Raw genomic sequence first — 24,351 nt, 5'->3', positions numbered from 1 at the left:
CTCAGTTCCGCCGAGCGGTCACGAACCGTCGTCCGGACCCGCTCCCACCGACAGTTCGTGACCACTCGGCGCGCCACCCACGGCATGTCCTGACCGCTCGACGCAGCCCCCGAGCCGTACCCCTGAGCGATGCTCGGCCGTCCCCCGACTTGCACAGAAGTGTGACGGAGTGCAATGGATTTCATGCGGATGCAACAAAAACGCACCCTTCACTGGCACGCGCGCGAATGTTGCATCTTGTCGCAAGGATCGTGCAAGTTGGTTACCGGCGTGTAACCGTTCGCCCCTGGGTTTGGACGCCGCTGTTCACCTTGCCTACGCTGCAAAGGTCAAACGCGCCCGGGCGACACCGCTGTGCCCTTGCGCGTCCCATGCACCAGGAGGAACCTTGATCAAGAAGCGCGCCGGGCTTTCCGCCCTCGCCGTGCTCGGGGCCACAGCACTCGCCCTGACCGCCTGCTCCAGCAACAGCTCCGACGGGGGTGGCTCGGGCTCGGCGAACGCGTCCGGGATCGTCACCACCAACGGCAGCGAACCCCAGAACCCGCTGATCCCGTCGAACACCACCGAGACCGGTGGCGGCAAGATCATCGACTCGCTCTTCGAGGGCCTCGTCTCGTACGACGCCGACGGCAAGCCGGTCAACGAGGTCGCCAAGAGCATCGACACCGATGACTCGAAGACGTTCGACATCACGCTGAACACCGGCTACACCTTCACCAACGGCGAGAAGGTCACGGCCGAGTCGTTCACCAAGGCGTGGAACTGGGCAGCCCAGAAGTCGAACGCCCAGGGCGCCAGCTACTTCTTCGAGAACATCGAGGGCTACAACGCCGACAAGGACTCCGAGCTCACCGGCCTCAAGGTCGTGGACGACGACGAGTTCACCGTCACGCTGAAGTCGGCGCAGTCCGACTTCCCGCTGTCGCTCGGCTACTCGGCGTTCGTGCCGCTCCCGTCGGCGTTCTACGACGACACCAAGGCCTTCGGTGAGAACCCGATCGGCAACGGTCCGTACAAGCTCGACGGCAAGAAGGCCTGGACCCACAACCAGTCCATCAAGCTCGTCACCAACAAGGACTACGAGGGCAAGCGCAAGCCGAAGAACGGTGGTCTCACGATCACGTTCTACGCCTCGCAGGACACCGCGTACTCCGACGCCCAGGGCGGCAACCTCGACGTCCTCGACGCCGTGCCGGACAGCGCGTTCAAGACCTACAAGTCCGACTTCCCGGACTCGAACGTCAACCAGCCCGCCGCGATCTTCCAGGCGATCTACCTGCCCTACTACCTCGACCACTGGAAGGGTGAAGAGGGCAAGCTGCGTCGCGAGGCCGTCTCGATGGCGATCAACCGCAAGCAGATCACCGACAAGATCTTCGACGGCACCCGCACCCCGGCCAAGGACTTCACCTCCCCGGTGATCGCCGGCTGGAACGACGACCTCGACGGTTCGGACGTCCTGGACTACGACGAGTCCGAGGCCAAGAAGCTCTGGGCCGAGGCCGACAAGATCTCGAAGTACGACGACACGCTCACCATCACGTACAACGCCGATGGTGGCCACGAGGCCTGGGTGACCGCGGTCACGAACTCGATCTCGAACACGCTCGGCATCAAGGCCGAGGGCAACGCGATCCCGACGTTCCAGGAAGCCCTGGACCTCCAGACGAACGACAAGCTCACGGGCGGCAGCCGCACCGGTTGGCAGGCCGACTACCCGTCGCTGTACAACTTCCTCGGCCCGACCATGGGTGAGGGCTCGTCGAACAACTACTCGCGGTACGACTCCAAGGAGTACAACGAGCTGCTCGCCAAGGGCCGTTCGGCTGCAACCGTCGAAGAGGGCAACAAGTCCTTCGACCAGGCACAGGAACTCCTGTTCGAGGACCTGCCCGAGATCCCGCTCTGGTACTCCAACGTGACCGGTGTCTGGAACGCGGACAACGTGTCGAACGTCAAGTTCGGCTGGAACTCGGTGCCGCTGTACTACGACATCGAGGTCAAGAACTGATCCAGGTCTCCTAGAGACCGAAGCGCGAGCAGGTATCCTGCTTCGCGATCACCGGACGGGGGTTCGGGGACCGCACAGGTCCCCGAACCCCCGTACCACGGTGGCAACACCCCCACACAGCGGGCGCCCTCCCGCACCGGACATCCGTGCCGACCCTCGGACCGTCCACCCCTCACCACAATGAACCTGATCGACATCGCTCCGGACCGGGCAGTGATCTGATGCTCTGGTACCTCGGCAAGCGCCTCCTGCAACTCATCCCCGTGTTCTTCGGGGCCACGTTCCTCATCTACTTCCTGGTCTTCTCGCTGCCCGGCGACCCGATCGCCGCGCTGTTCGGCGACCGGCAGCCGTCGCCGCAGGTCATCGAGACGCTGCGTCAGCAGTACAACCTCGACAAGCCGTTCATCGTGCAGTACCTGCTCTGGATCGGCGGCGTGTTCCGCGGCGACCTCGGCGTGACCTACTCGGGTCTGCCGGTCAGCCAGCAGCTCGCATCGGCCTTCCCGATCACCGCGCGCCTGGCGATCCTCGCGCTCGTGTTCGAGGCCGTCGCCGGCATCGTCGTCGGCGTCATCGCGGGTCTGCGCAAGGGCAAGCTGTTCGACGCCACCGCGCTCGTCGTGTCGCTCCTGCTCATCTCGGTGCCGACCTTCGTCGTCGGGTTCGTGCTGCAGTACGTCTTCGGCATCAAGCTCGGGCTGTTCCGGGTCACGGTGTCCGGCGAGGCGCCGTGGAGTGAACTCGTCCTGCCGGCGATCGTCCTCGCCTCGGTCTCGTTCGCGTACATCGTGCGTCTGACCCGGGCCAGCGTCGCCGAGAACATGAGCGCCGACTTCGTGCGCACCGCCACGGCCAAGGGGCTGCCCCGTCGTCGTGTCGTCGGCGTGCACATCTTCCGGAACTCGCTCATCCCCGTGGTGACCTACCTGGGTGTCGACATCGGCAACCTGATGGTCGGCGCGATCGTGACCGAGGGCATCTTCAACATCAACGGTGTCGGCGGCACGGTGTTCCGCGCCGTCAAGCTCGGCGAAGGCCCGACGGTGGTCTCCTTCGTCGCCGTGATGGTCATCATCTTCATGCTCGCCAACCTCCTGGTGGACCTGCTCTACGCCGTCCTGGACCCGAGGATCCGCTATGCCAAGTAACGCCGCACCCCGCTCGGCGACGCACTACGTCGCCCCGCTCGAAGAAACCCCCCTGCAGGCGGTCGACCAGGTCAACGAGGACGAGAAGACCCGTTCCCTGTGGACCGACGCCTGGGAGTCCATGCGGACCCGCCCGACGTTCTGGATCTCCTCGATCCTGATCCTGCTGATCATCGTCGTCGCGGTCTTCCCGGGGCTCTTCGCCCACGTCGACCCGCGCGCGTCGAACCTCGACAACAGCGACGGCGGACCCGAGGCCGGGCACATCCTCGGCTTCACGCGTCAGGGCTCGGACGTCTACGCCCGCGTGATCTGGGGCGCCCAGAACTCGCTCATCGTCGGCATCGTCGCGACGATCCTGGTGTCGATCGTCGGCATCGTGATCGGTTCCCTGGCCGGCTTCTACGGCGGCTGGCTCGACACGATCGTGTCCCGCATCGGTGACATCTTCTTCTCGATCCCCACCGTCCTCGGTGCGATCGTGATCATGTCGGTCATCCCCGCGCGGAACGCGATCACCGTCGCGCTCGTCCTCGCCGCGTTCGCGTGGCCGCAGATCGCCCGCATCATGCGTGGCGCCGTGCTGAGCGCCAAGCAGGCCGACTACGTCATGGCGTCGGCGGCCCTGGGTGTCAACCGGTTCCGGACGCTCGTGCGCCACGTCATCCCGAACTCGCTGGCTCCGGTCATCGTGGTCGCGACCGTGTCGCTCGGCACCTTCATCGTCGCCGAGGCGACGCTGTCGTTCCTCGGCATCGGTCTGCCGCCGTCGGCCCTGAGCTGGGGCCTCGACATCGGCACCGCCCAGACGTCGATCCGCACGAACCCGTCGACGATCTTCTGGCCGTCGGCAGCCCTGTCCATCACCGTGCTCGCGTTCCTGCTCCTCGGTGACGTGGTGCGCGACGCGCTCGACCCGAAGGCGAGGGCCCGCCGATGAGCGAGACACTGACCCAGACGAACAGCAGCCGCACCGGCGGTTCCGGCGCCCCGCTGCTCGAGATCACCGACCTGCAGGTCGGCTTCAAGACCCAGAGCGGCCTCGTGCAGGCCGTCCGCGGCGTCAACCTCACCCTCGAGCAGGGCGAGCGGCTGGCCATCGTCGGCGAGTCCGGTTCGGGCAAGTCGACGAGCGCCCAGGCGATCATCAAGCTGCTCCCCGGCACCGGTGAGGTCACCGGTGGCTCGATCAAGTTCAACGGGCGCGAGCTCGTCGGGCTGAGCGACAAGGAGATGTCGGAGATCCGCGGGAAGGAGATCGGCTACGTCCCCCAGGACCCGATGTCGAACCTCAACCCGCTGTGGTCGATCGGCTTCCAGGTCGAAGAAGCGATCCGTGCGAACGGCATGGCGACCGGCAAGAAGGCCGTCCGTGACCGTGCTGTCGAGGTCCTGCAGGAGGCCGGCCTCGGCGACGCCTCGACCCGCCTGAAGCAGTACCCGCACGAGTTCTCCGGCGGCATGCGCCAGCGCGTGCTCATCGGCATCGGTCTGTCGAGCCGCCCGCAGCTGCTCATCGCCGACGAGCCGACGAGTGCGCTCGACGTCACCGTCCAGCGCGTCATCCTCGACCACCTCGAGAGCCTGACCCGCGACTTCGGCACCTCGGTGCTGTTCATCACGCACGACCTCGGCCTCGCCGCCGAGCGTGCCGAGAAGCTCGTCGTGATGTACAAGGGCCAGGTCGTCGAGGCCGGTCCCTCGAAGGAGATCCTGGCCAACCCGCAGCACCCGTACACGCAGCGGCTCGTCGCGGCGGCCCCGTCGCTGGCCAGCCGTCGCATCCAGTCGAAGGTGCAGCACGCACGCGTCGACATCGCCGACGCCGGCAACGACGACGCCGAGCTGATCGCCCGGGCCCAGGAGCGCGAGCACCGTCCGGCCGAGGACCTCATCGTGGTGAAGAACCTCGAGAAGGTCTACAAGCTGCGCGGCAAGAGCCTCGCCACCCGCGAGCTCAAGGCCGTCGACGACGTGTCGTTCTCGATCCAGAAGGGCACCACCACGGCGCTCGTCGGCGAGTCCGGTTCGGGCAAGTCGACCGTCGCCAAGCTGGTGCTGCAGCTCGAGAGCATCACGAGCGGCACCGTGCAGTTCGACGGAATCGACATCGGCGCGCTGAAGGGCAAGGACCTCTTCGACTTCCGCCGCCGCGTGCAGCCGGTGTTCCAGGACCCGTACGGCTCCCTGGACCCGATGTACAACGTCGGGAACACGATCGCCGAGCCGCTCGCCACGCACAAGGTGGGCGACAAGGCCTCGCGTCGCGCCCGGGTGCTCGAGCTGCTCGACCAGGTCGCGCTGCCGAAGTCGATGGTGAACCGCTACCCGAACGAGCTGTCCGGTGGCCAGCGACAGCGCATCGCCGTCGCGCGCGCACTGGCGCTCAAGCCGGAGGTCATCGTCCTCGACGAGGCCGTCTCCGCGCTCGACGTGCTCGTGCAGGGCCAGATCCTCGACCTGCTCACCGAGCTGCAGACCGAGCTCGGCCTGACGTACCTGTTCATCACGCACGACCTCGCGGTCGTCCGCCTCGTCGCGGACAACGTGTGCGTCATGCGCCGTGGGCAGATCGTCGAGAAGGCGACGACCGACGAGGTCTTCGCCGCCCCGAAGGAGCAGTACACGAAGGACCTCCTGGCCGCCATCCCCGGCGCCGGGTTCGAGTTCGGACGCTGATCCACCTGGACACGAACGAGGCCGGACGCCCCGTCGTCCTCCGCGCTGGTCGCGGGGGCGCGGTGGCGTCCGGCCTCGTCGCCGTCCTGGGCCTGTTCCTGCTCGGCGATGCGGCGTTCCGGGGGAGCTGGGACGTCGTCCTCCGTGCCGCCGGCCCGATCGCCGTGCTCGTCTGGGCGCTCTGGGTCCTGACCTACCGCCCGTGCATCGTCATCGACGGGCGCGCGGTCACCGTGGTCAACCCGCTCCGCCGCACCGTGGTGCCGTGGCAGGCCGTCGCCGACGTCCGGCTCCGCTGGCAGATCGTGATCGAGACGGTCGCCGGCCGGAAGGTGCAGTGCTGGGGCGGGCCGTCGCTGCCGCGGCCGAAACCGGCCCGGCGCGGTGAGCGGGCCGTCCTGCGACAGCCCGACGAGATGACGGTGCTGCTCGACCGCTGGTCCGAGCACCGCGACGGCACCGGCGCCGGCGACGCCGTGCGCGGCTGGGACGTGCCGGCCCTGGCGGTCGGCGCAGCGGCGCTGGCGCTGCTCGCCGCCTCGCTGCTCAGCCTGTGGCTGGGGGGCTGACGCGGCTCGCGATCGCGACCACACGACGGACGGGAGGCCCGGTACCAGCTGGTACCGGGCCTCCCGTCCGTCCGTTGGTCACGTCCACGGCGTGACCGGCGTCGTCAGACGACCGCGCCGACCCGCTCGGTGAGCAGGTGCTCCTGGTCGGTCTGGATGCAGGCGACACCGCGGCCGTGCACGGGCTCGAGACCCGGGTCGATCGTGCGGCACTGCTCCTGGCGGCCCTCGTCGAGGAGCTGGTAGAGCGGGCATCGTGTGCGGAACCGGCACCCGTCGATGCGCTCCGTGGGGGAGGGCAGGTCACCGTCGAGCAGGATGCGCCCGCGGGCGGCCTCGGCCATCGGGTCCGGCACCGGCACGGCCGACAGCAGGGCCCGGGTGTACGGGTGCTGCGGGTCCGAGAAGACCGCGTCGCCGTCGCCGTACTCGACGATGCGGCCGAGGTACATGACCGCGACGTCGTCGGCGATGTGCCGGACGACGGACAGGTCGTGCGCCACGAACAGGTAGGACAGCCCGAGGCGGTGCTTGAGGTCCTCGAGCAGGTTGATGACACCGGCCTGCACCGAGACGTCGAGCGCGGAGACCGGCTCGTCGAGCACCAGGATCTTCGGCTCGACGATGAGCGCTCGGGCGATGCCGATGCGCTGTCGCTGGCCGCCGGAGAACTCGTGCGGGTACCGGTCGATGTAGCTCGGCTCGAGTCCGACCAGCTCGAGGACCTCGCGCACCCGTCGGCGGATCTCGTCCTTCGCGACGCCGTGCACGGTGAGGGGTTCGCCGATCACCGAGCCGATGTCGAGGCGCGGGTCGATCGACGCCATCGGGTCCTGGAACACGACCTGGATGTCGCGACGCAGTGCCAGACGGTCCTTCTTGGACAGCGAGGCGGTGTCGACGCCGTTCACCCGGATGGTGCCGTGCTGGGCACCGGCGAGCTCGAGGATCTCCATGATGGTGGTCGTCTTGCCGCAGCCGGACTCGCCGACCAGACCGAGCACCTGCCCGCGCTTGAGGGTCAGGGAGATGCCGTCCACCGCGTGCACCTCGCCGATCTGCCGGCGGAACAGCGCGCCCTTAGTGAGCGGGAACGTCTTGACGACGTCCTGCAGCTCGAGCACGACCTCGTCGCCGTGGTCGACCACTGCCTCGGGGACGTCCTCGGGGCGGGGGAAGATCTCCGAGCGCTCGAGGGTGCCCGCGGCGATCTCGTCCCGACGGATGCACGCGGCGGTGTGGTCGTCGAGCAGGGTGCCGTTGCCGATCGTCTGGACGGCACCGGTCAGGACCGGGTTGTCGGCGCTCTGCGGCACCGACGGTGCGACGAGGGCGGGTTCGCCCTCGCGGCAGGCGTCGAGGACGGCGGGGCAGCGGTCGGCGAAGGGGCAGCCGGTCGGCTTCTGCGTGAGCAGGGGCGGGCGGCCGTCGAGCGGGACGAGCCGCTCGGTGCGGGCGGACGTCATGTTCGGCATCGAGCGGAGCAGCCCGATCGTGTACGGCATCACCGGCTCGCGGAACAGGGGGAGCACCGGCGCCGTCTCGACGATCCGGCCGGCGTACATCACGGCGACGCGGTCGGCGTTGCCGGCGACGACGCCGAGGTCGTGCGTGATGAGCACGACGGCCGCACCGGTCATGTCCTTTGCGGTCTGCAGCACGTCGAGGATCTGCGCCTGGATCGTCACGTCGAGCGCCGTGGTCGGCTCGTCCGCGATGATCAGCTTCGGGTCGTTCGCGATGGCGATGGCGATCATCGCGCGCTGGCGCATGCCGCCGGAGAACTCGTGCGGGAACGCGTCGAGTCGTCGCGCCGGGTTCGGGATGCCGACGATGCGCAGGAGTTCCTCGGCGCGGGTGCGTGCGGCGTGCTGAGTGAGGGAGCGGTCGTGCAGGCGCAGGCCCTCGATGATCTGCTGGCCGATCGTGTACACCGGCGTCAGGGCGGACAGCGGGTCCTGGAACACCATCGCGATGTCCCGACCGCGCAGCGCCGACATCTCGCGGTCGTTCCTGCCGACGAGCTCCTGCCCGTCGAACCGGATGCTGCCCTGCACCTGGGCGGACGACGGCAGCAGGCCCATCACGGCCATCGAGGACACCGACTTGCCGGAACCCGACTCGCCCACGATGCCGAGGAACTCACCGGGGGCCACCGAGTAGTCGACACCCCGGACCGCGTAGACGGGCTTGGTCTTCGGGTTGAACGTGACCGACAGGTCGGACACGGTGAGCAGCGGCTCAGTCACGGTTGGCTCCGGAGGTGGGGTCGATGGCGTCGCGCAGGGCGTCGCCGAGCAGGCTGGTCGAGAGCACGGTCGCGACGAGCGTCGCGGCGGGCAGGACGAACAGCCACGGACGGGTGACGGCGGACTGGCTGCCGGCGGCGAGCAGGGTGCCGAGCGACACGTCGGGGATCTGGATGCCGAAGCCGAAGAAGCTCAGCGAGCTCTCCGCCAGGATCGCGGCGCCGACGCCGAGCGTGGCGTCGATGATGAGCAGCGACGCCACGTTCGGCAGGATGTGCCGACGGATGATCGTGAACGCCGGGACGCCCATGAACCGGGCGGCCTTGACGTAGTCGCGTTCGCGGAGCGACATCGTCTGACCGCGGATCACCCGGGCCATCACCATCCAGCTGAACACCGCGAGGCCGACGATGAGGGCAACCCACGTCAGGTTCTTGAACACCGGGCTGAGCAGCACGAGCGCGTAGAACGAAGGGATCACGAGCAGCAGGTCGATGACCCACACGAGCAGCCGGTCGGTGAGGCCGCCGAAGTACCCGGCGATCGCGCCGACGATGCCGGCGATCAGGGTCGCTGCCGGTCCGGCGATCAGGCCGATGAGCAGCGACTTCTGCAGGCCGACCAGGGTCTGCGCGTAGATGTCCTGGCCGATGTCGTTCGTGCCGAACCAGTGCGCAGCGCTCGGCGGCATGCCGAACGCCAGCCCGTCGGAGTCGACGGCGTTCCAGTGGTACAGGTACGGGCCGAGGAACGCCCAGAGGATGATGAGGAGCAGGGCGCTGCCACCGATGCGTGCGCGCCAGGTGCCGAACACCTTGCGCCAGAGCGGGGTGCGGCCGCCCTTCACCTCGATGACGTGCGCCGGCGTCCCGGCGTTGCCGTCGCCGGGGTCACCGGCGGTGGTCGTGGTCGTGGGGTCGAGAACAGACACGGGTCACACCCTCACTCGCGGGTCGAGCGCGGCGTACAGCAGGTCCGCGAGGGTCCCTGCGATGAGCACGAGGATCGCCGTGAAGAGGATCGTGCCCGACGCCGCGTTGATGTCGTTGTTGCTGATGCTCTGGACGAAGTACTCGCCCATGCCGTGCCAGCTGAAGACCAGCTCGGTGATGCTCGCGCCGGTCAGGATGAGTCCGAACGAGTACGCGAAGAAGGTCGACATCGGGATGAGGGCGACCCGCACACCGTGGCGCATGATCGCCGAGCCGCGGGTGCGGCCCTTCGACCGTGCGGTCCGGATGAAGTCGTTCGACAGCACGTCGAGCATCGCCGAGCGCTGGTAGCGCGAGTAGGTGGCGACGGCGCCGATGGTCAGCGAGATCGTCGGTAACAACAGGTGCACGAGCCGGTCGCCGAGCACCGGGAAGAACCCGGTCACCCCCGGCGTGTACTCGCCGGTGAACCGGATCACCTGCGTCCCCACGCCCTGGTTGAGCGTGGTCGCGAGGATCATCAGCACGACCGCGATGACGAAGGTCGGGGTGGCGAGCACAGCGAACGACAGGTACGTCGACACCTGGTCGGAGGTGCGGTACTGCCGGACCGCGTTCCAGACGCCGAGGAGCACCCCGAGGATCGCGCCGAGCAGTGTGCCGATCACGAGCAGCCGCAGGCTCGTCCCGGAGCGGGCGATGATGTCGGCCGTCACCTCGGTGCCGCGGGTGCTCATGCCCAGCGAGCCGTGCGTCACCAGCCCGACCCACCAGTCCCAGGTGCGGACGAGGAGCGGGGTGTCCGGATCGGCGCCGAGCTTGCGGAGCGACGCCTGGATGGTGCCCGGCGGCACGGCCGGGTTGCGCCCCAGGAACCGGGCTGCCGGGTTGAGCGTCGTGCTGGCGAGGATGTACCCGAGCGTGGTCGCCACGATCGTCAGGACGATGTAGTTGACGATCCGCTTTGCGATGAAGGCGAGCATGTGGTTCGTGACCTCTGGGTGCGGCCGTCCGACCGGACGGCGTTGTCGGTGGCGACAGGCTAGCCGTTCGAGCGACTGGGTGGGACAACGGAAGTGACGCTATGCAACATTCGTTACGAGCGTGTTTCGATTCATCGCACAGACCCTTGTGCCGCCTTCGGATGTGGCTAGGGTTCTCAACCAACAGGCGCGACGGCGGGGGCCGCCGCGGTCCAGCGCGATCTGCGCGAACCACAACGAAAGGGAATCCTCGCCATGCGAAAGAGGATCAAGGGCATCGCCGTCCTGGCCACCGCTGCGGCAGCTGCCGTCGTGCTGGCAGGCTGCTCCGGCGGCGGAGAAGCGGGCGGCGACAACTCCGCGGTCGCCGAGTCGTCGCTGAAGTCGACCGGCTGGACCGTCGCGGACCGCGCCGACGTCAAGGACGGCGGGTCGATCACCCTGCCGATCGACACCGCTCCGGCGAACTGGCAGCTGGCCAACCTGGACTCGGGGACCGTCGACGACACGACGATCTCGCAGACCTACCTGCCGGGCTTCATCCAGTTCAAGGAGAACGGCGAGTGGGAGGCGAACAAGGACTACGCGACGTCCGTCGAGCTGACCAAGGACTCGCCCCAGACCGTCGAGATCAAGATCAACCCGAAGGCAGTGTGGTCGGACGGCACCCCGATCAGCGCGAAGGACGTCATCGCGAACTGGAAGGCCCTGAACGGCACGAACAAGGCCTTCGCGCCCCTCGCCACCAACGTGTGGGAGGACGTGGACTCGGTCAAGCAGGGCTCCGACGAGCGTGACGTCATCATGACGTTCTCGAAGACCAACGCCGACTGGGCGAGCGTCCTGACCGCCATCTACCCGTACTGGGCCGTCGACACCCCGGACCACTTCAACAAGGCCTGGGCCAAGGCGCCGTACGCCGCCGACGGCAAGACCTACGTCTCCGGTGGTCCGTACATCCTGAAGTCCTTCGACACCAACGGTGGCGTCGTGACCTTCGAGAAGAACTCCAAGTGGTGGGGTGACCCGGGCAAGCTCGACACGATCGTCTTCAAGACGGTCTCGCGTGACGGCGTCGCCCAGGCGTACGGCAACAAGGAGCTCGACGCCTTCAACCTGAACGGCAGCGCCGACAACCTCAAGACGGCGAACTCGCGCTCCGACTCGAAGATCGAGCGCTCGCTCGGCACCACGCAGCGCCAGATCACGCTGAACGGCACCTCGGACGTCTTCAAGGACCAGGACGTGCGCCAGGCGTTCGCGCAGGCGATCAACCGCAAGGTGATCGCCCAGGCGATCCTGTCGCCGGTGAAGAGCCCGGGCGACGTGCTCAACAACCTCACGTACCTCCCCGGTCAGGAGGGCTACCAGGACGACGTGTCGAGCGTCTACGGCTACAGCACCGACAAGGCGAAGTCGAAGCTCGAGGACGCCGGCTGGAAGATCGGTTCGGACGGCTACGCGACCAAGGGCGGCAAGGAACTCGACGTCCGCTTCGTGATCCCGTCGGACAACCCGAACTCGGCGAACGTCGCGCAGCTCGTGCAGCAGCAGACCAAGCTCGCCGGCTTCAAGGTGACCATCGACACCGTGCCCACCGACGACTTCTTCACGAAGTACATCACCACGACGACGCGTGACTTCGACGCCACGTACTTCGCGTGGCAGGGCACGCCGTTCCCGATCTCGTCGCTGAAGTCGATCTACTACCCCGCCGACGCCGGCCAGAACTACTCCGGCGTGACGGACGACTCGCTCGGTGCCGCGTGGGACAAGGCGAACGGCGAGCTCGACCCGGATGCCCGCATCAAGGACGCGCAGGCCATCGACAAGAAGATCGTCGCGGTCGCCGGCACCATCCCGCTGTTCGCCGAGCCGTACGCCTGGGGTGTGCGCAAGGACCTGGTGAACTACGGTCCGGCGCAGTTCCAGCAGTCCTCGGTCAAGTGGCAGGACGTCGGCTACACGAAGTAGTCGGCACCGCGTTCACGAACGACACCGTTCACGAACGACACCCTCGACGTCGCACGACGTCGGGGGTGTCGTTCTGCGTCGTGACCGCTAGAACCGTGCCGCCGCCAGCGACGCCGCGACCCCGAGGACGACCATCGCCAGGATCGTCCAGCCGTGGGTGCGGTGCGTGATCGGCGCAGCCGTCACGGTCGACGGGGGCGGGCCGTCCTGCTCGGCCGGGGCGGGCACGTGGGCCAGCATCCGCGCGGCCGCAGCGTCGACGTCCAGGCGATCCGGGCCTCCCGGCTGGTCACCGGTGTGCGCGGCGAGACGCGCCGTCGGGCGGGTCGCGATCCAGACGCGGCGGACGCCCTCGCTGGTGACCACCTCGATGCCGTACTTCGTGCGCACCTCGCTGATGCGGGACCAGGTGTAGGTGCTGGTCCGCCGGACGTCCACGATGCGCAGGTGCTCCGGCGTCAGCTCGATCCGGGGACGCCAGAGCGCAGCCCAGGCGACGAACGCGACGGCGATGCTCGGGATCGGCACGAGCCAGGGGGCGCCGCCGCCGAGCAGCGCCAGTGGGACGAGCACGACGGCCACGACCCAGAGGACGACGGCGAGGGCGCGCAGGCCGGGGGCGACGATGGTGGAGGGCACCGGACGAGGGTACGAGATGCCTCCCCGGAGACGCCCGGGGAGCGGGTGTGACACACCGGCGCGTATCTCCGGACGACCCGATTCCCCGGGGAGGCAGATCCTGGACGGACCCTCGTGCCGTCAATGGTCGTCGCCCCCAGTTGGGGTGTCAATACCCCATCGCGACGCGTTCAGGGGAATCCCACGCCGGGGGCTAGGAAACGAGCAGTTCGATCTGTTCGCGGATCGTCTCGGCCTTCGGGAACCGCAGGCCGACCAGACCGACGTGCCGCCACCGGACCACGCCGTCTGGGCCGATCACGAAGACCGACCGACGCAGACCGATGCCGGGGGCCTGCACCCCGTAGGCGCGGATCACCGAGCCCGCGGTGTCGCTGAGCAGTGGGAACGCGAGCGAGGACCCGCGGGCGAACCCCTCGTGCGAGTCGAGTGCCTGCGGACTGATGCCCCACACGGTGGCGCCGAGGTCGGTGAACTCGTCGAGTTCGGCCTGGTAGCTGCAGAGCTGGGCCGTGCAGACCGCCGTCGCGTCGCCCGGGTAGAAGGCCAGCACCACGGTGCGGCCGATCTGGGCGGACAGGTCGTACTCGTCGTCGGAGCGGACGCCGCCGCGCACGACCATCCCCGGCAGGGTGAACGACGGGGCGGACTCGCCGATCGCGGGGATGCTCATGCGTCTCACGGTAGGGCGGCCCGGCGGTGGTTGCCCCTCGGCGCGCTGAGCGGGGGCTGTGGATGCGCCCGCGACGCGCTGAACGGCCAGCGGCGCGTGCGCGAGCTGCCAGCGGCGCGCAGCTGCCTACGAGAACAACTGCGGGAACGCGTGCGCCACCCAGGGGTACCCGACGAAGACCACGGCGTCGAGCAGGGCGTGCGTGATGACGAGCGGCAGGAGTCGGCCCCACCTCGTGTAGATCCAGCCGAACACGACGCCCATCACCGCGTTGCCGATGAACGCCCCGAACCCCTGGTACAAGTGGTAGCTGCCGCGCAGCAGGGCGGTCGACAGGATCATCTGCCAGCGGCCCCAGCCCAGGTCGCCGAGTCGGGCGTAGAGGTACCCGATCACGATCACCTCTTCCTGCAGGCCCGAGCGGATCGCGGAGAGCAGCAGGACCGGGACCGTCCACCAGTACGAGTTGAGCGCGGCGGGGTCGACCGCGACCGTGATGCCGAGCGCCCGCCCCGCGAAGTACAGCGCGAGCCCCGGGATCCCGATGCACAGGGCGATGAGTGCCGGGCCGCCCAGGTCCGGCTTCGCCCGGAACCGGTCGATCCCGAGCCGGCCGAGGTGTGGTCGCGACGTGCTCCACAGCAGGTAGCAGACGAGCGCGACCGGGGCCAGGTCCACCGCGATGCCGAGGAGCTGCCGGGCGAGGTCGACGTACTGCACCGTCGTCGACGAGGTGTTCAGCGCCGTCGACTGCTCGCCGAGCGGGGTCGTCTGGGACAGGTCGTCGATGATCTGCAGGATCGAGTAGAGGGCGCTGGCACCGAGCGAGAGCAGCAGGACGATGGTGATCTCGACCCACGTTCGCCGACGGCTCATGCGCTGTACTCCTGTCGCTTGCGAACTACCGGTAGACTGGCGTGTCGGGCGTTCTGCCCACGGGTGCGGTGCTGTGAAAACACTGGCCCGACACTCTCCCAGAAATTGAAGGATGTCCTGTATGGCGCTCGCCACCCGGTCCGACCTGCGCAACGTCGCCATCGTGGCACACGTCGACCACGGCAAGACCACCCTCGTCGACGCGATGCTCACGCAGACCAACTCGTTCGACGCCCACTTCGAGGGCGAAGACCGCATGATGGACTCGAACGACCTCGAGCGCGAGAAGGGCATCACGATCCTCGCGAAGAACACGTCGGTGCTCTACAACGGCAAGCACGCGACCGAGTTCGGCGCGGACGGCCCCATCACCATCAACGTGATCGACACGCCCGGCCACGCCGACTTCGGTGGTGAGGTCGAGCGCGGCCTCTCCATGGTCGACGGTGTCGTGCTGCTCGTCGACGCCTCCGAAGGTCCCCTGCCCCAGACCCGCTTCGTGCTGCGCAAGGCGCTCGCCGCGAAGCTCCCGGTGATCCTGCTCGTCAACAAGACGGACCGGCCCGACTCCCGCATCGACGAGGTCGTCTCCGAGTCCCAGGACCTGCTCCTCGGCCTCGCCTCCGACCTGTCGGACGAGGTCGACGACCTCGACCTCGACGCGATCCTCGACGTCCCGGTGGTCTACGCCTCGGGTCGCAACGGTGCCGCGTCGCGCAACAAGCCGAACGACGGCGAGCTGCCCGACAACGACGACCTCGAGCCGCTGTTCGAAGCGATCCTCCAGCACGTCCCGGCCCCGAAGTACGACGACGAGCACCCGCTGCAGGCGCACGTCACGAACCTCGACGCCTCCCCGTTCCTCGGTCGCCTGGCGCTCCTGCGCATCTTCCACGGCACCATGAAGAAGGGCCAGACGGTCGCGTGGGTCAAGCACGACGGCGCCGTCGTCAACGCCCGCATCACCGAGCTCCTCATCACGAAGGCGCTCGACCGCTACCCGGCCGAGTCGGCTGGCCCCGGTGACATCGTCGCCGTCGCCGGCTTCGACACGATCACCATCGGCGAGACCCTGACCGACCCCGAGGACGTCCGCCCGCTGCCGACCATCACGGTCGACGACCCGGCGATCTCGATGACGATCGGCACGAACACCAGCCCGCTCGTTGGCAAGGTCAAGGGCCACAAGCTGACCGCCCGCATGGTCAAGGAGCGCCTCGACCGCGAGCTCGTCGGCAACGTCTCGCTCAAGGTCCTCGACATCGGCCGCCCCGACGCGTGGGAGGTCCAGGGCCGTGGTGAGCTCGCACTCGCCATCCTGGTCGAGCAGATGCGTCGCGAGGGCTTCGAGCTCACCGTCGGCAAGCCGCAGGTGGTCACGAAGCGTGACGAGAACGGCAAGCTGCAGGAGCCGTACGAGCACATGACGATCGACACGCCGGAGGAGTACCTCGGCGCGATCACGCAGCTCATGGCCGCTCGCAAGGGCCGCATGGAGAACATGACGAACCACGGCACCGGCTGGGTGCGCATGGAGTTCATCGTCCCGTCGCGCGGCCTGATCGGCTTCCGCACGTCGTTCCTCACGGAGACCCGCGGCACCGGCATCGCCAACGCGATCTTCCACGGCTACGACGAGTGGGCCGGCGCGATCCAGACCCGCATCAACGGCTCGATCGTCTCCGACCGCTCCGGTGTGGTGACGCCGTTCGCCATCACGAACCTCCAGGAGCGGATGTCGTTCTTCGTCAACCCGACCGAAGAGGTCTACGAGGGCATGGTCATCGGCGAGAACTCGCGCGCCGACGACATGGACGTGAACATCACCAAGGAGAAGAAGCTCACCAACATGCGGTCGGCCAACGCCGACACGTTCGAGTCGATGACGCCGTCGCGTCAGCTCTCGTTGGAGGAGTGCCTCGAGTTCGCCCGTGAGGACGAGTGCGTCGAGGTCACCCCCGCCGCCGTGCGCATCCGCAAGGTCGAGCTGGACGCTTCGGCTCGCCAGCGCTCCTACGCGCGTCTCAAGCGCCAGGACGCGTAAGCACCAGCGGCAACACCCGCGGAGGCCCGTCCTCCGTCCGACGGCCCGGTCACCTGCAACAGGTGGCCGGGCCGTTCGCGGTTGTACCGTGGTCAGCGTGACTCTCGACCTGCTCTCGATCTACCAGGACCTGCACGCCCACCCGGAGCTCGGCTTCCAGGAGCACCGCACCGCCGGTGTCATCACTGCGAAGCTCGCCGAGATCGGTGGGATCGAGGTGACGACGGGCGTCGGCGGCACCGGCGTCGTCGGCGTCGTGTCGAACGGCGAGGGCCCCGTGGTCTGGCTCCGCGCCGACATGGACGGCCTGCCCGTGCAGGAACGCACCGGCCTGTCCTACGCCAGCGAGCACGTCGGCACCGACGACGAGGGCCGCGAGGTCCCGACCATGCACGCCTGCGGCCACGACATCCACGTCACGTGGCTGCTCGGCACGCTCGAGCGCCTGGTGGCGACCACGGGGGACTGGCGCGGCACGGTCGTCGCCGTCTTCCAGCCTGCTGAAGAGGTCATCTCCGGCGCCCGCGCGATGGTCGAGGACGGCCTGGTCGAGCGGTTCCCGAAGCCGGACGTCGTGCTCGGGCAGCACTCCGCACCCGCACCGGTCGGCATCGTCGCGGTCGGCACCGGCCCCGTGATGGCGTCGAGCGACCGGCTGACGGTGACCTTCAACGGCCGTGGGGCGCACGGTTCGGCGCCGCAGGCCTCGCTCGACCCGGTCGTCACCGCGGCCTCGGCCGTCGTGCGGCTGCAGACGGTCGTCGCCCGCGAGGTCTCGCCGAGCGACGCGGGGGTCGTGACCGTCGGCAGCTTCCACGCCGGCACGCGGGCGAACATCATCCCCGACGAGGCCGTGATCGAGATCTCGACCCGGGCCCGCAACGAGGAGACCCGCCAGCGCATCATCGCCTCGATCGAGCGCATCGTCCGGGCCGAGAGCACGGCCGGAGGCCTGTCCGAGCCGACGATCGTGCGCGCGCCGGGCGCCGAGGTCACCGTCAACGACGCCGAGGCCGCCGCCACCGTGCTCGAGGCCATCCGCGCCGAGGTGCCGGGAGCCCGCGACCTGGAGATCGGGCTCGCCATGGCGTCGGAGGACGTCGGCCAGCTCGCCACCGCCGCCGGAGCGCCGCTCGTGTACTGGTTCACGGGTATCACCGACCCGGAGCGTTTCCGCCGCGGCGAGGAGATCCCGAGCAACCACTCGCCGTTCTACGCGCCGCAGGCCGAGACCGCGATCCCGGTCGGCGTCGACGCCCTGGTCGCGGCGACGCGCGCCTACGTCGCCTGACACGTTCGCCGGGAAGGAGGCCCGGGGCGGCCCCGCCGCGCACGTGACCGCCCCGGGGACGGCACGTTCACAGCCAACTCGCGCCGGGCCTCCCGGCTCGTCCGTTACGGTCGCGCCATGCGTTCCCTCCGTACCCCGCTGATCGCCGCCGTCGCTGCCGGCATCGCCCTGGCCGGACTCACCGGCTGCTCGACCCAGGCCGTGCAGCAGGCCACCGACCTCGGGTCCTCCGTCGCGTCGAACGTCGCCGACGGGGTCGCCGGCATCGACGGCAAGGCGATCCAGGACGGCATGTCGTCGGTCGCCGGGGGCATCGACGGCGCGCTCGACACGGCGCTCAAGGGCGCCGACGTGACCTCCGACGGCAAGGTGCCGGACGGGTTCCCGTCGGCCGACGTCCCGCTCGTCGACGGCACCGTGCTCGGTGGGGGAGCCGGACCGAACGGCTCGGGGTGGGTCGCGCAGGTCCGGGCGGCCTCCGTCGACGACTTCCAGGCCGCTGTCCAGCAGCTCACCGACGCCGGGTACACCGAGTCGGCCAAGCGTGCGGACTCGTCGAGCGCGTTCGGGATGTTCCGGAGCGACGCCTACCGCGTCGTCCTGACCTTCTCGGAGACCAAGGACAGCGGCGGCGTCACGGCGACCTACATCGTCACGCCCCGCTAGTCCCGTACCCTTGGGGACGATGTCGAAGGCCCCTGCCACGCGCCCCGAGCGCGTCCTGATCGTGCACGCCCACCCCGACGACGAGACGCTCTCGTCGGGCGGGACCATCGCGACCCTGCTCGAGCGCGGCGCCGAGGTGACCGTGCTCACCGCGACCCGGGGCGAGCGCGGCGAGATGCTCACGGAGCAGTTGGCCCCGCTGGCCGGCGACCCCGCGCGGGTGGCGCGGCACCGGGAGACCGAGATCGCCGCGGCCCTCGCCGCCCTCGGCGGGCCGCAGCACCTGTGGCTCGGCGGGCGCGGTGCCCGACCGACCGACCTGCCGGAGCGTCGCTACGTCGACTCCGGCATGCAGTGGGCCCCGGACGGGCGGGCCACCGCCGCGGACGACGCCCCGGCCGACTCGCTGACGGCGGCGGACCTGGGCGAGGTCGTCGACGACGTCCGTGCCGCCATCCGCTCCACCGGTGCCGACGCCGTGATCAGCTACGCCGACGACGGCGGCTACGGGCACCCCGACCACGTGCGGATGCACCACGCGGCGCAGTACGCGGCCCGTGCCGAAGAAGTCCCGTTCTCGATGATCGTCGACCCCGCCAGCGGTCAGGCCGACGTCACGGTCGACGTCCTGCCGGTCCGGGCCAAGGTGCGTGCGGCGGTCGAGCAGTACCGCTCCCAGGTCGCCGTCGACCCCGTGGACCCCGCCGACCCGAGCGCTCTGTCGTGGGTGATGCCGCACGGCGTCCGGCAGCACGCCCCGGCGGTCGAGGCGTTCCGGCACGACGCGGCCCCGCAGCCGACGGCGCCGCAGACCTACGCCGAGATGTCCGGCCAGGGCAAGGCCGCGGCGGTCGTCGTCTCGCTGCTGCTCGGGCTGCTCGCCGGCGGGCTCGGGACGGTCACGCACCAGCAGACGATCGGCGCGTTCCCGGTCGGACTCGTCGTCACCACCCTCATCGTGCTCGGCCTGACCGTGGGCGTGCGGCTCGTCTACCGCTCGCGGACGATGGTCGCTGCGATCGGCATCGGGATCCTCGTCGCGACGCAGGTGCTCGTGTCGGTCGGCGGGGAGAGCTCGCCGCTCGTCCTCGCCAACGCGGCCGGGTACGTGTGGACCTTCGCCCCCGCGGTCATCGCCGCCCTGGTCCTCGCGTGGCCGGACCTGTCGGGGCTGCGGTCCCGGACGGCCCCGGGCCGCGAGTAGACTCGAACCCGCTCGTCGAAGGGAGCACCCGAACCGTGACCTACGTGATCGCCCAGCCGTGTGTCGACGTCAAGGACCGTGCCTGCATCGACGAATGCCCGGTCGACTGCATCTACGAGGGTGACCGCTCGCTCTACATCCACCCCGACGAGTGCGTCGACTGCGGTGCGTGTGAGCCGGTCTGCCCCGTCGAGGCCATCTACTACGAGGACGACCTGCCCGACCAGTGGGCCGACTACTACAAGGCCAACGTCGAGTTCTTCGACGAGGTCGGGTCGCCCGGCGGCGCTGCGAAGGTCGGCGTGATCCACAAGGACCACCCCGTCGTCGCGGCCGAGCCCGTCCGCGGCTGACCGGACCCCCTCGTGGCGCTCGACCTCCCCGACTTCCCCTGGGACCAGCTCGTCCCGTTCAAGCAGCGCGCCGCGGCGTACGAGGGCGGCATCGTCGACCTCAGCGTCGGATCGCCCGTCGACCCCACGCCCGAGGTCGTCCGCACCGCCCTGGCCACCGCGACCGACGCGCACGCCTACCCGCAGGTCGCCGGCACCCCGGCGCTGCGGCATGCCATCGCCGACTGGTACGGCCGTCGGCACGGCTTCGCCCTGACCGAGGCGAACGCGCTGCCGACGATCGGGTCGAAGGAGTTCATCGCGGGCCTGGCGCTCTGGCTCGGCATCGGGCCCGGTGACACCGTGGTATTCCCGGCCGCCGCGTACCCGACGTACGAGCTCGGCGCCGCACTGGTCCGCGCCGAAGCCCTCGCGTCGGACGACCCCGCGGCGTGGCCGTCCACCACGAAGCTCGTGTGGCTGAACTCCCCGGGCAACCCGGACGGCCGCGTGCTGACGATCGACGAGCTCCGTGCCGCCGTGGTGCGCGCCCGCGAGCTGGGGGCCGTCATCGTCGGCGACGAGTGCTACGCCGAGCTCGGGTGGGACCCGGAGTACGCGACCACCCCGACGCCCACGATCCTCGACCCCCGCGTGGTCGGTGACTCGCTCGACGGCGTGCTGAGCGTCTACTCGCTGTCGAAGCAGTCGAACCTCGCGGGCTACCGTGCGGCCTTCGTCGCCGGTGACGCCGCGATCCTGGCCGACGTCCTTGCCGTCCGGAAGCACGCCGGGCTCATGCCGCCGCTGCCCGTGCAGCAGGCCATGGTCGTCGCGCTGCAGGACGAGACCCACGTGCAGCAGCAGAAGGCCCGCTACCGAGCGCGACGGAACATGCTCCGGCGAGCACTCGAGGATGCCGGGTTCCGGATCGACCACAGCGAGGCCGGGCTGTACCTCTGGGCCACCCGTGGCGAACCCGCACTCGACACCGTGGCCTGGCTCGCCGACCGCGGGATCCTCGTCGCACCGGGCACGTTTTACGGCGCAGCGGGGGGCGAGCACGTCCGCGTGGCCCTCACGGCGACCGACGAACGCATCGCCGCAGCGTCGCAGCGACTGGCGAGCAGCCGTCGCCTCGGCACCGCGTAGCACGGACCCAAGTGGTTCCGGTGGTGCCCGCAATCCGTGGGAACCACCAAATCGTCACCTGGGATGTGTGCACGACCGACAGGTGCCGCGATTAGGCTGTCCTCGTGACTGACACTGCCAATGACGCTCAGAAGACGGCCACACCGCCCACCACGCCCGTCCCCGTGAGTCCCGCCGCCGAACAGCAGGGCGCGACCGCGACGCTGACGTTTCCGGGTGGCACGGCGGAGTTCCCGATCCTGCAGAGCGTCGACGGCGCGTCCGCGATCGACATCTCGACCTTCAAGAAGCAGACCGGGATGAACACGCTCGACTACGGGTTCGTGAACACCGGTGCGACGAAGAGCGCGATCACCTACATCGACGGCGACCAGGGGATCCTGCGCTACCGCGGGTACCCGATCGACCAGATCGCCGGCAACTGCACCTTCCTCGAGGTCGCGTGGCTCCTGATCTACGGCGAGCTGCCGACCCCCACCGAGCTCGAGCAGTTCGACGCCCGCATCCGTCGGCACACCCTGCTGCACGAAGACCTCCGCCGCCTGTTCGACGCCCTGCCGCACTCGGCGCACCCGATGTCCGTCCTGTCGAGCGCCGTGAGCGCCCTGTCCACGTACTACGAGGACGACATGGACGTCGACGACCCCGAGAAGGTCGAGCTGCAGACCGTCCGGCTCCTCGCCAAGCTCCCGGTCATCGCCGCGTACGCCCACAAGAAGGCCATCGGGCAGGCGTTCCTGTACCCGGACAACTCGCTGTCGTTCGTCGACAACTTCCTGCGGCTGAACTTCGGCACCATGGCCGAGACCTACAAGCCCAACCCGGTGCTCTCGAAGGCGCTCGAGCGGCTCCTCATCCTGCACGAGGACCACGAGCAGAACGCCTCGACCTCGACGGTGCGCATGGTCGGCTCGACGAAGGCGAACATGTTCGCCTCGATCTCGGCCGGCATCAACGCCCTGTACGGCCCGCTGCACGGCGGCGCGAACGAGGCCGTGCTCGAGATGCTCCAGCAGATCAAGGACTCGGGCGAGCCCGTCACGCGCTTCGTCGAGCGGGTGAAGAACAAGGAGCAGGGCGTCAAGCTCATGGGCTTCGGGCACCGTGTCTACAAGAACTACGACCCGCGCGCGAAGCTCGTCAAGGAGTCCGCGCACGAGGTCCTCGAGTCCCTCGGCGTGCAGGACGACCTGCTCGACATCGCGATGGAACTCGAGCAGATCGCGCTCGAGGACGAGTACTTCGTCAGCCGCAAGCTCTACCCGAACGTCGACTTCTACACCGGCATCATCTACAAGGCGATGGGCTTCCCGCCGCGGATGTTCACCGTCCTGTTCGCCATCGGTCGTCTGCCGGGCTGGATCGCCCAGTGGCGCGAGCTGAACAACGACCCGCTCAACAAGATCGGTCGCCCGCAGCAGCTCTACGTGGGTGCGCCCGAGCGCGACGTCCCCGAGCGCTGAGCGACTCCGAGCGCCCCGCCCCACGGTTCCGTGGCGCGGGGCGCTCGTGCGTGTGCGCCGCGTGCCGCCGTCCGGCGGGACGCGCCGCTCACCTCCGCCGAGTGGTCGAGAACTGCCGTTCGGAGGGCGCCGTACCGACGGTTCGTGCGCCCTCGGCGCACGCGGACGGCGTGTTGTGACCGCTCGCGGGGCTCTGGACGCGACCGCCTGGAGGCCCGGTGCCGGTCTCGTGGACCGGCACCGGGCCTCCAGGCGGGTGCGTCGGTGGGTGCGCGATCGTGGGACGCGCCGCTCACTTCCGCCGAGTGGTCGCGAACTGTCGTCCGGCAGGTGCCGGAGCGACAGTTCGTGCGCCCTCGGCGCGCGCAGGCGGCGCGTCGTGACCGCTGGCCGAGCGCTACGCGTGCAGCGCGGTGTTCAGCTGGATGCCCTCGCCCTTGCGCTGCAGTGCCTCGACGGCGCCGCTGATGCTGTTGCGGCGGAACAGGATGTTCGGGGTGCCGGAGAGCTCCGCGGCCTTGACGGTCTTCGGGGTGCCGTCGGGGTTCGGTGCCGCGCCGACGAGCACCACCTTCGTGCCGGCCGTGACGTAGAGACCGGCCTCGATGACGGAGTCGTCACCGAGCGAGATGCCGAGGCCCGCGTTCGCGCCGAGCAGCGCGCGCTCGCCGAGCGAGACACGGTGGGTGCCGCCGCCGGACAGTGTGCCCATGATCGAGGCGCCGCCGCCGATGTCGGTGCCGTTGCCGACGACGACGCCCTGCGAGACGCGGCCCTCGATCATGGCGTCACCGAGGGTGCCGGCGTTGAAGTTCACGAAGCCCTCGTGCATGACGGTGGTGCCCGGCGCCAGGTGTGCGCCGAGGCGGACGCGGTTGGCGTCGCCGATGCGGACGCGGTCCGGCACGACGTAGTCGAGCAGGCGCGGGAACTTGTCGATGGCGTGCACGGCGATGCCGGCGCGCTGCAGGGACGGGCGCAGGCGCGTCAGGGAATCGGGGTGCACCGGGCCGGCGTTGGTCCACGCGACGATCGGCAGGTGGCCGAAGACACCGTCGAGGGAGACCTCGTTCGGGCGGACGTGCAGGTGGCTCAGCAGGTGCAGGCGGAGGTACGCGTCCGGGGTGCTCGTCGGAGCGGCGTCGATCGTGATCTCGGTGGTGACGGCCTCGATCCGGACCTCGCGGCGGGGGTCGTCACCGACGTGCGCCTGCAGCTCGGCGGGGAACACGGCGTCGGCGGGCAGCGCGCCGAGGTGCGTCTCCGGGTACCAGGTGTCGAGCGTCGTGCCGTCGGCGGCGATCGTCGCGAGGCCGTGGCCCCAGGCGTGGGTCGGGCGGTCGGAGGCAGTCGTGTCGGTCACGGCTCCAGGGTACCGAGAGCCGGTCTGCGGGCACCGTCCGTCCGGACTGCCGGGGCGGTGCGGTCGCCGACCGTCCCGCCTGCTGGGTCGGTGGGGT

Annotated in this window: 20 protein-coding genes; 13 read left to right on the top strand and 7 right to left on the bottom strand. The window is 69.4% G+C overall.

From position 1 onward, the window contains the following. The first annotated feature begins 388 nt into the window (after positions 1-388). The 5 genes from DEJ21_RS04500 (at position 389) to DEJ21_RS04480 (ending at position 6,413) form a co-directional block, all read left to right on the top strand. Entirely contained in the window at positions 389-2,014 is a 1,626-nt protein-coding gene (locus tag DEJ21_RS04500) for an ABC transporter substrate-binding protein (RefSeq protein ID WP_110864434.1), read from the top strand. Positions 2,015-2,235: 221 nt separating this feature from the next. Further along, positions 2,236-3,165: an ABC transporter permease gene (locus DEJ21_RS04495; RefSeq protein ID WP_027464553.1), complete on the top strand. Its 930-nt coding sequence runs from the start codon at positions 2,236-2,238 to the stop codon at positions 3,163-3,165. Then, the gene (locus DEJ21_RS04490) at positions 3,155-4,105 is read left to right on the top strand and encodes an ABC transporter permease (protein ID WP_071404174.1); all 951 of its coding nucleotides are present in this window, start codon (positions 3,155-3,157) and stop codon (positions 4,103-4,105) included. Before DEJ21_RS04495 ends, DEJ21_RS04490 begins: the two co-directional genes overlap by 11 nt. Then, positions 4,102-5,844 (top strand): ABC transporter ATP-binding protein, encoded by a 1,743-nt coding sequence (locus tag DEJ21_RS04485; protein WP_071404173.1) that lies wholly within the window; start codon positions 4,102-4,104, stop codon positions 5,842-5,844. Before DEJ21_RS04490 ends, DEJ21_RS04485 begins: the two co-directional genes overlap by 4 nt. 62 nt (positions 5,845-5,906) lie before the next feature. Continuing rightward, positions 5,907-6,413, top strand: a complete 507-nt coding sequence (locus DEJ21_RS04480) for a PH domain-containing protein (RefSeq protein ID WP_111223835.1) — start codon at positions 5,907-5,909, stop codon at positions 6,411-6,413. Positions 6,414-6,517: 104 nt separating this feature from the next. On the opposite strand, the gene DEJ21_RS04475 is transcribed toward DEJ21_RS04480, so the two are convergent. From DEJ21_RS04475 to DEJ21_RS04465, 3 genes are read right to left on the bottom strand one after another with little or no spacing between them, the layout of a single operon-like run. Continuing rightward, positions 6,518-8,662, bottom strand: a complete 2,145-nt coding sequence (locus tag DEJ21_RS04475) for a dipeptide ABC transporter ATP-binding protein (RefSeq protein WP_111223834.1) — start codon at positions 8,660-8,662, stop codon at positions 6,518-6,520. Next, positions 8,655-9,593, bottom strand: a complete 939-nt coding sequence (locus DEJ21_RS04470) for an ABC transporter permease (RefSeq protein WP_071404170.1) — start codon at positions 9,591-9,593, stop codon at positions 8,655-8,657. The genes DEJ21_RS04475 and DEJ21_RS04470 overlap by 8 nt, the downstream gene beginning before the upstream one ends. 3 nt (positions 9,594-9,596) lie before the next feature. Beyond that, a complete protein-coding gene (locus DEJ21_RS04465) occupies positions 9,597-10,577 on the bottom strand; it encodes an ABC transporter permease (RefSeq protein ID WP_110864437.1) in 981 nt (326 codons plus the stop codon). A 255-nt stretch (positions 10,578-10,832) separates the two neighbouring features. On the opposite strand from DEJ21_RS04465, the gene DEJ21_RS04460 reads away from it, so the two are divergent. Further along, complete coding sequence (locus tag DEJ21_RS04460; RefSeq protein ID WP_111223833.1) at positions 10,833-12,551, top strand: ABC transporter family substrate-binding protein; 1,719 nt, start codon at positions 10,833-10,835, stop codon at positions 12,549-12,551. A gap of 87 nt (positions 12,552-12,638) precedes the next feature. On the opposite strand, the gene DEJ21_RS04455 is transcribed toward DEJ21_RS04460, so the two are convergent. The 3 genes from DEJ21_RS04455 to DEJ21_RS04445 all read right to left on the bottom strand — a co-directional run bounded on the left by DEJ21_RS04455 (position 12,639) and on the right by DEJ21_RS04445 (position 14,739). Beyond that, complete coding sequence (locus tag DEJ21_RS04455) at positions 12,639-13,190, bottom strand: PH domain-containing protein (RefSeq protein WP_111223832.1); 552 nt, start codon at positions 13,188-13,190, stop codon at positions 12,639-12,641. 193 nt (positions 13,191-13,383) lie between these two features. Further along, complete coding sequence (locus DEJ21_RS04450) at positions 13,384-13,863, bottom strand: peroxiredoxin (RefSeq protein ID WP_111223831.1); 480 nt, start codon at positions 13,861-13,863, stop codon at positions 13,384-13,386. A gap of 126 nt (positions 13,864-13,989) precedes the next feature. Next, complete coding sequence (locus tag DEJ21_RS04445; protein ID WP_035807570.1) at positions 13,990-14,739, bottom strand: CPBP family intramembrane glutamic endopeptidase; 750 nt, start codon at positions 14,737-14,739, stop codon at positions 13,990-13,992. Positions 14,740-14,860: 121 nt separating this feature from the next. On the opposite strand from DEJ21_RS04445, the gene typA reads away from it, so the two are divergent. The 7 genes from typA (at position 14,861) to DEJ21_RS04410 (ending at position 22,891) form a co-directional block, all read left to right on the top strand. Continuing rightward, positions 14,861-16,783: a translational GTPase TypA gene (typA, locus tag DEJ21_RS04440; RefSeq protein ID WP_111223830.1), complete on the top strand. Its 1,923-nt coding sequence runs from the start codon at positions 14,861-14,863 to the stop codon at positions 16,781-16,783. 97 nt (positions 16,784-16,880) lie between these two features. Continuing rightward, positions 16,881-18,074 carry an amidohydrolase gene (locus DEJ21_RS04435; protein ID WP_027464563.1) on the top strand — a complete coding sequence of 398 codons (1,194 nt, stop codon included), beginning with the start codon at positions 16,881-16,883 and terminating at the stop codon, positions 18,072-18,074. A gap of 117 nt (positions 18,075-18,191) precedes the next feature. Continuing rightward, the gene (locus tag DEJ21_RS04430; RefSeq protein WP_071404165.1) at positions 18,192-18,740 is read left to right on the top strand and encodes a hypothetical protein; all 549 of its coding nucleotides are present in this window, start codon (positions 18,192-18,194) and stop codon (positions 18,738-18,740) included. A 19-nt stretch (positions 18,741-18,759) separates the two neighbouring features. Beyond that, positions 18,760-19,944: a PIG-L family deacetylase gene (locus tag DEJ21_RS04425; RefSeq protein ID WP_111223829.1), complete on the top strand. Its 1,185-nt coding sequence runs from the start codon at positions 18,760-18,762 to the stop codon at positions 19,942-19,944. A 35-nt stretch (positions 19,945-19,979) separates the two neighbouring features. Beyond that, positions 19,980-20,297: a ferredoxin gene (gene fdxA, locus DEJ21_RS04420; protein WP_017887060.1), complete on the top strand. Its 318-nt coding sequence runs from the start codon at positions 19,980-19,982 to the stop codon at positions 20,295-20,297. 12 nt (positions 20,298-20,309) lie between these two features. Beyond that, entirely contained in the window at positions 20,310-21,428 is a 1,119-nt protein-coding gene (gene dapC, locus DEJ21_RS04415) for a succinyldiaminopimelate transaminase (protein ID WP_111223828.1), read from the top strand. A gap of 164 nt (positions 21,429-21,592) precedes the next feature. Further along, a complete protein-coding gene (locus tag DEJ21_RS04410) occupies positions 21,593-22,891 on the top strand; it encodes a citrate synthase (RefSeq protein ID WP_111103151.1) in 1,299 nt (432 codons plus the stop codon). A 397-nt stretch (positions 22,892-23,288) separates the two neighbouring features. On the opposite strand, the gene dapD is transcribed toward DEJ21_RS04410, so the two are convergent. Beyond that, positions 23,289-24,254, bottom strand: a complete 966-nt coding sequence (gene dapD / locus DEJ21_RS04405; protein WP_111223827.1) for a 2,3,4,5-tetrahydropyridine-2,6-dicarboxylate N-succinyltransferase — start codon at positions 24,252-24,254, stop codon at positions 23,289-23,291. Positions 24,255-24,351 lie beyond the last annotated feature (97 nt).

The organism is Curtobacterium sp. MCSS17_006, assembly GCF_003234215.1.
GTDB lineage: Bacteria > Actinomycetota > Actinomycetes > Actinomycetales > Microbacteriaceae > Curtobacterium > Curtobacterium flaccumfaciens.
This window is presented reverse-complemented; position numbering and strand designations above follow the sequence as displayed.

Coding starts and splice junctions, on each gene's coding strand:
- DEJ21_RS04460 (WP_111223833.1), top strand. CDS start 10,833: ATGCGAAAGAGGATCAAGGGCATCGCCGTCCTGGCCACCGCTGCGGCA.
- DEJ21_RS04445 (WP_035807570.1), bottom strand. CDS start 14,739: ATGAGCCGTCGGCGAACGTGGGTCGAGATCACCATCGTCCTGCTGCTC.
- DEJ21_RS04495 (WP_027464553.1), top strand. CDS start 2,236: ATGCTCTGGTACCTCGGCAAGCGCCTCCTGCAACTCATCCCCGTGTTC.
- typA (WP_111223830.1), top strand. CDS start 14,861: ATGGCGCTCGCCACCCGGTCCGACCTGCGCAACGTCGCCATCGTGGCA.
- DEJ21_RS04430 (WP_071404165.1), top strand. CDS start 18,192: ATGCGTTCCCTCCGTACCCCGCTGATCGCCGCCGTCGCTGCCGGCATC.
- DEJ21_RS04490 (WP_071404174.1), top strand. CDS start 3,155: ATGCCAAGTAACGCCGCACCCCGCTCGGCGACGCACTACGTCGCCCCG.
- DEJ21_RS04450 (WP_111223831.1), bottom strand. CDS start 13,863: ATGAGCATCCCCGCGATCGGCGAGTCCGCCCCGTCGTTCACCCTGCCG.
- DEJ21_RS04465 (WP_110864437.1), bottom strand. CDS start 10,577: ATGCTCGCCTTCATCGCAAAGCGGATCGTCAACTACATCGTCCTGACG.
- DEJ21_RS04485 (WP_071404173.1), top strand. CDS start 4,102: ATGAGCGAGACACTGACCCAGACGAACAGCAGCCGCACCGGCGGTTCC.
- DEJ21_RS04425 (WP_111223829.1), top strand. CDS start 18,760: ATGTCGAAGGCCCCTGCCACGCGCCCCGAGCGCGTCCTGATCGTGCAC.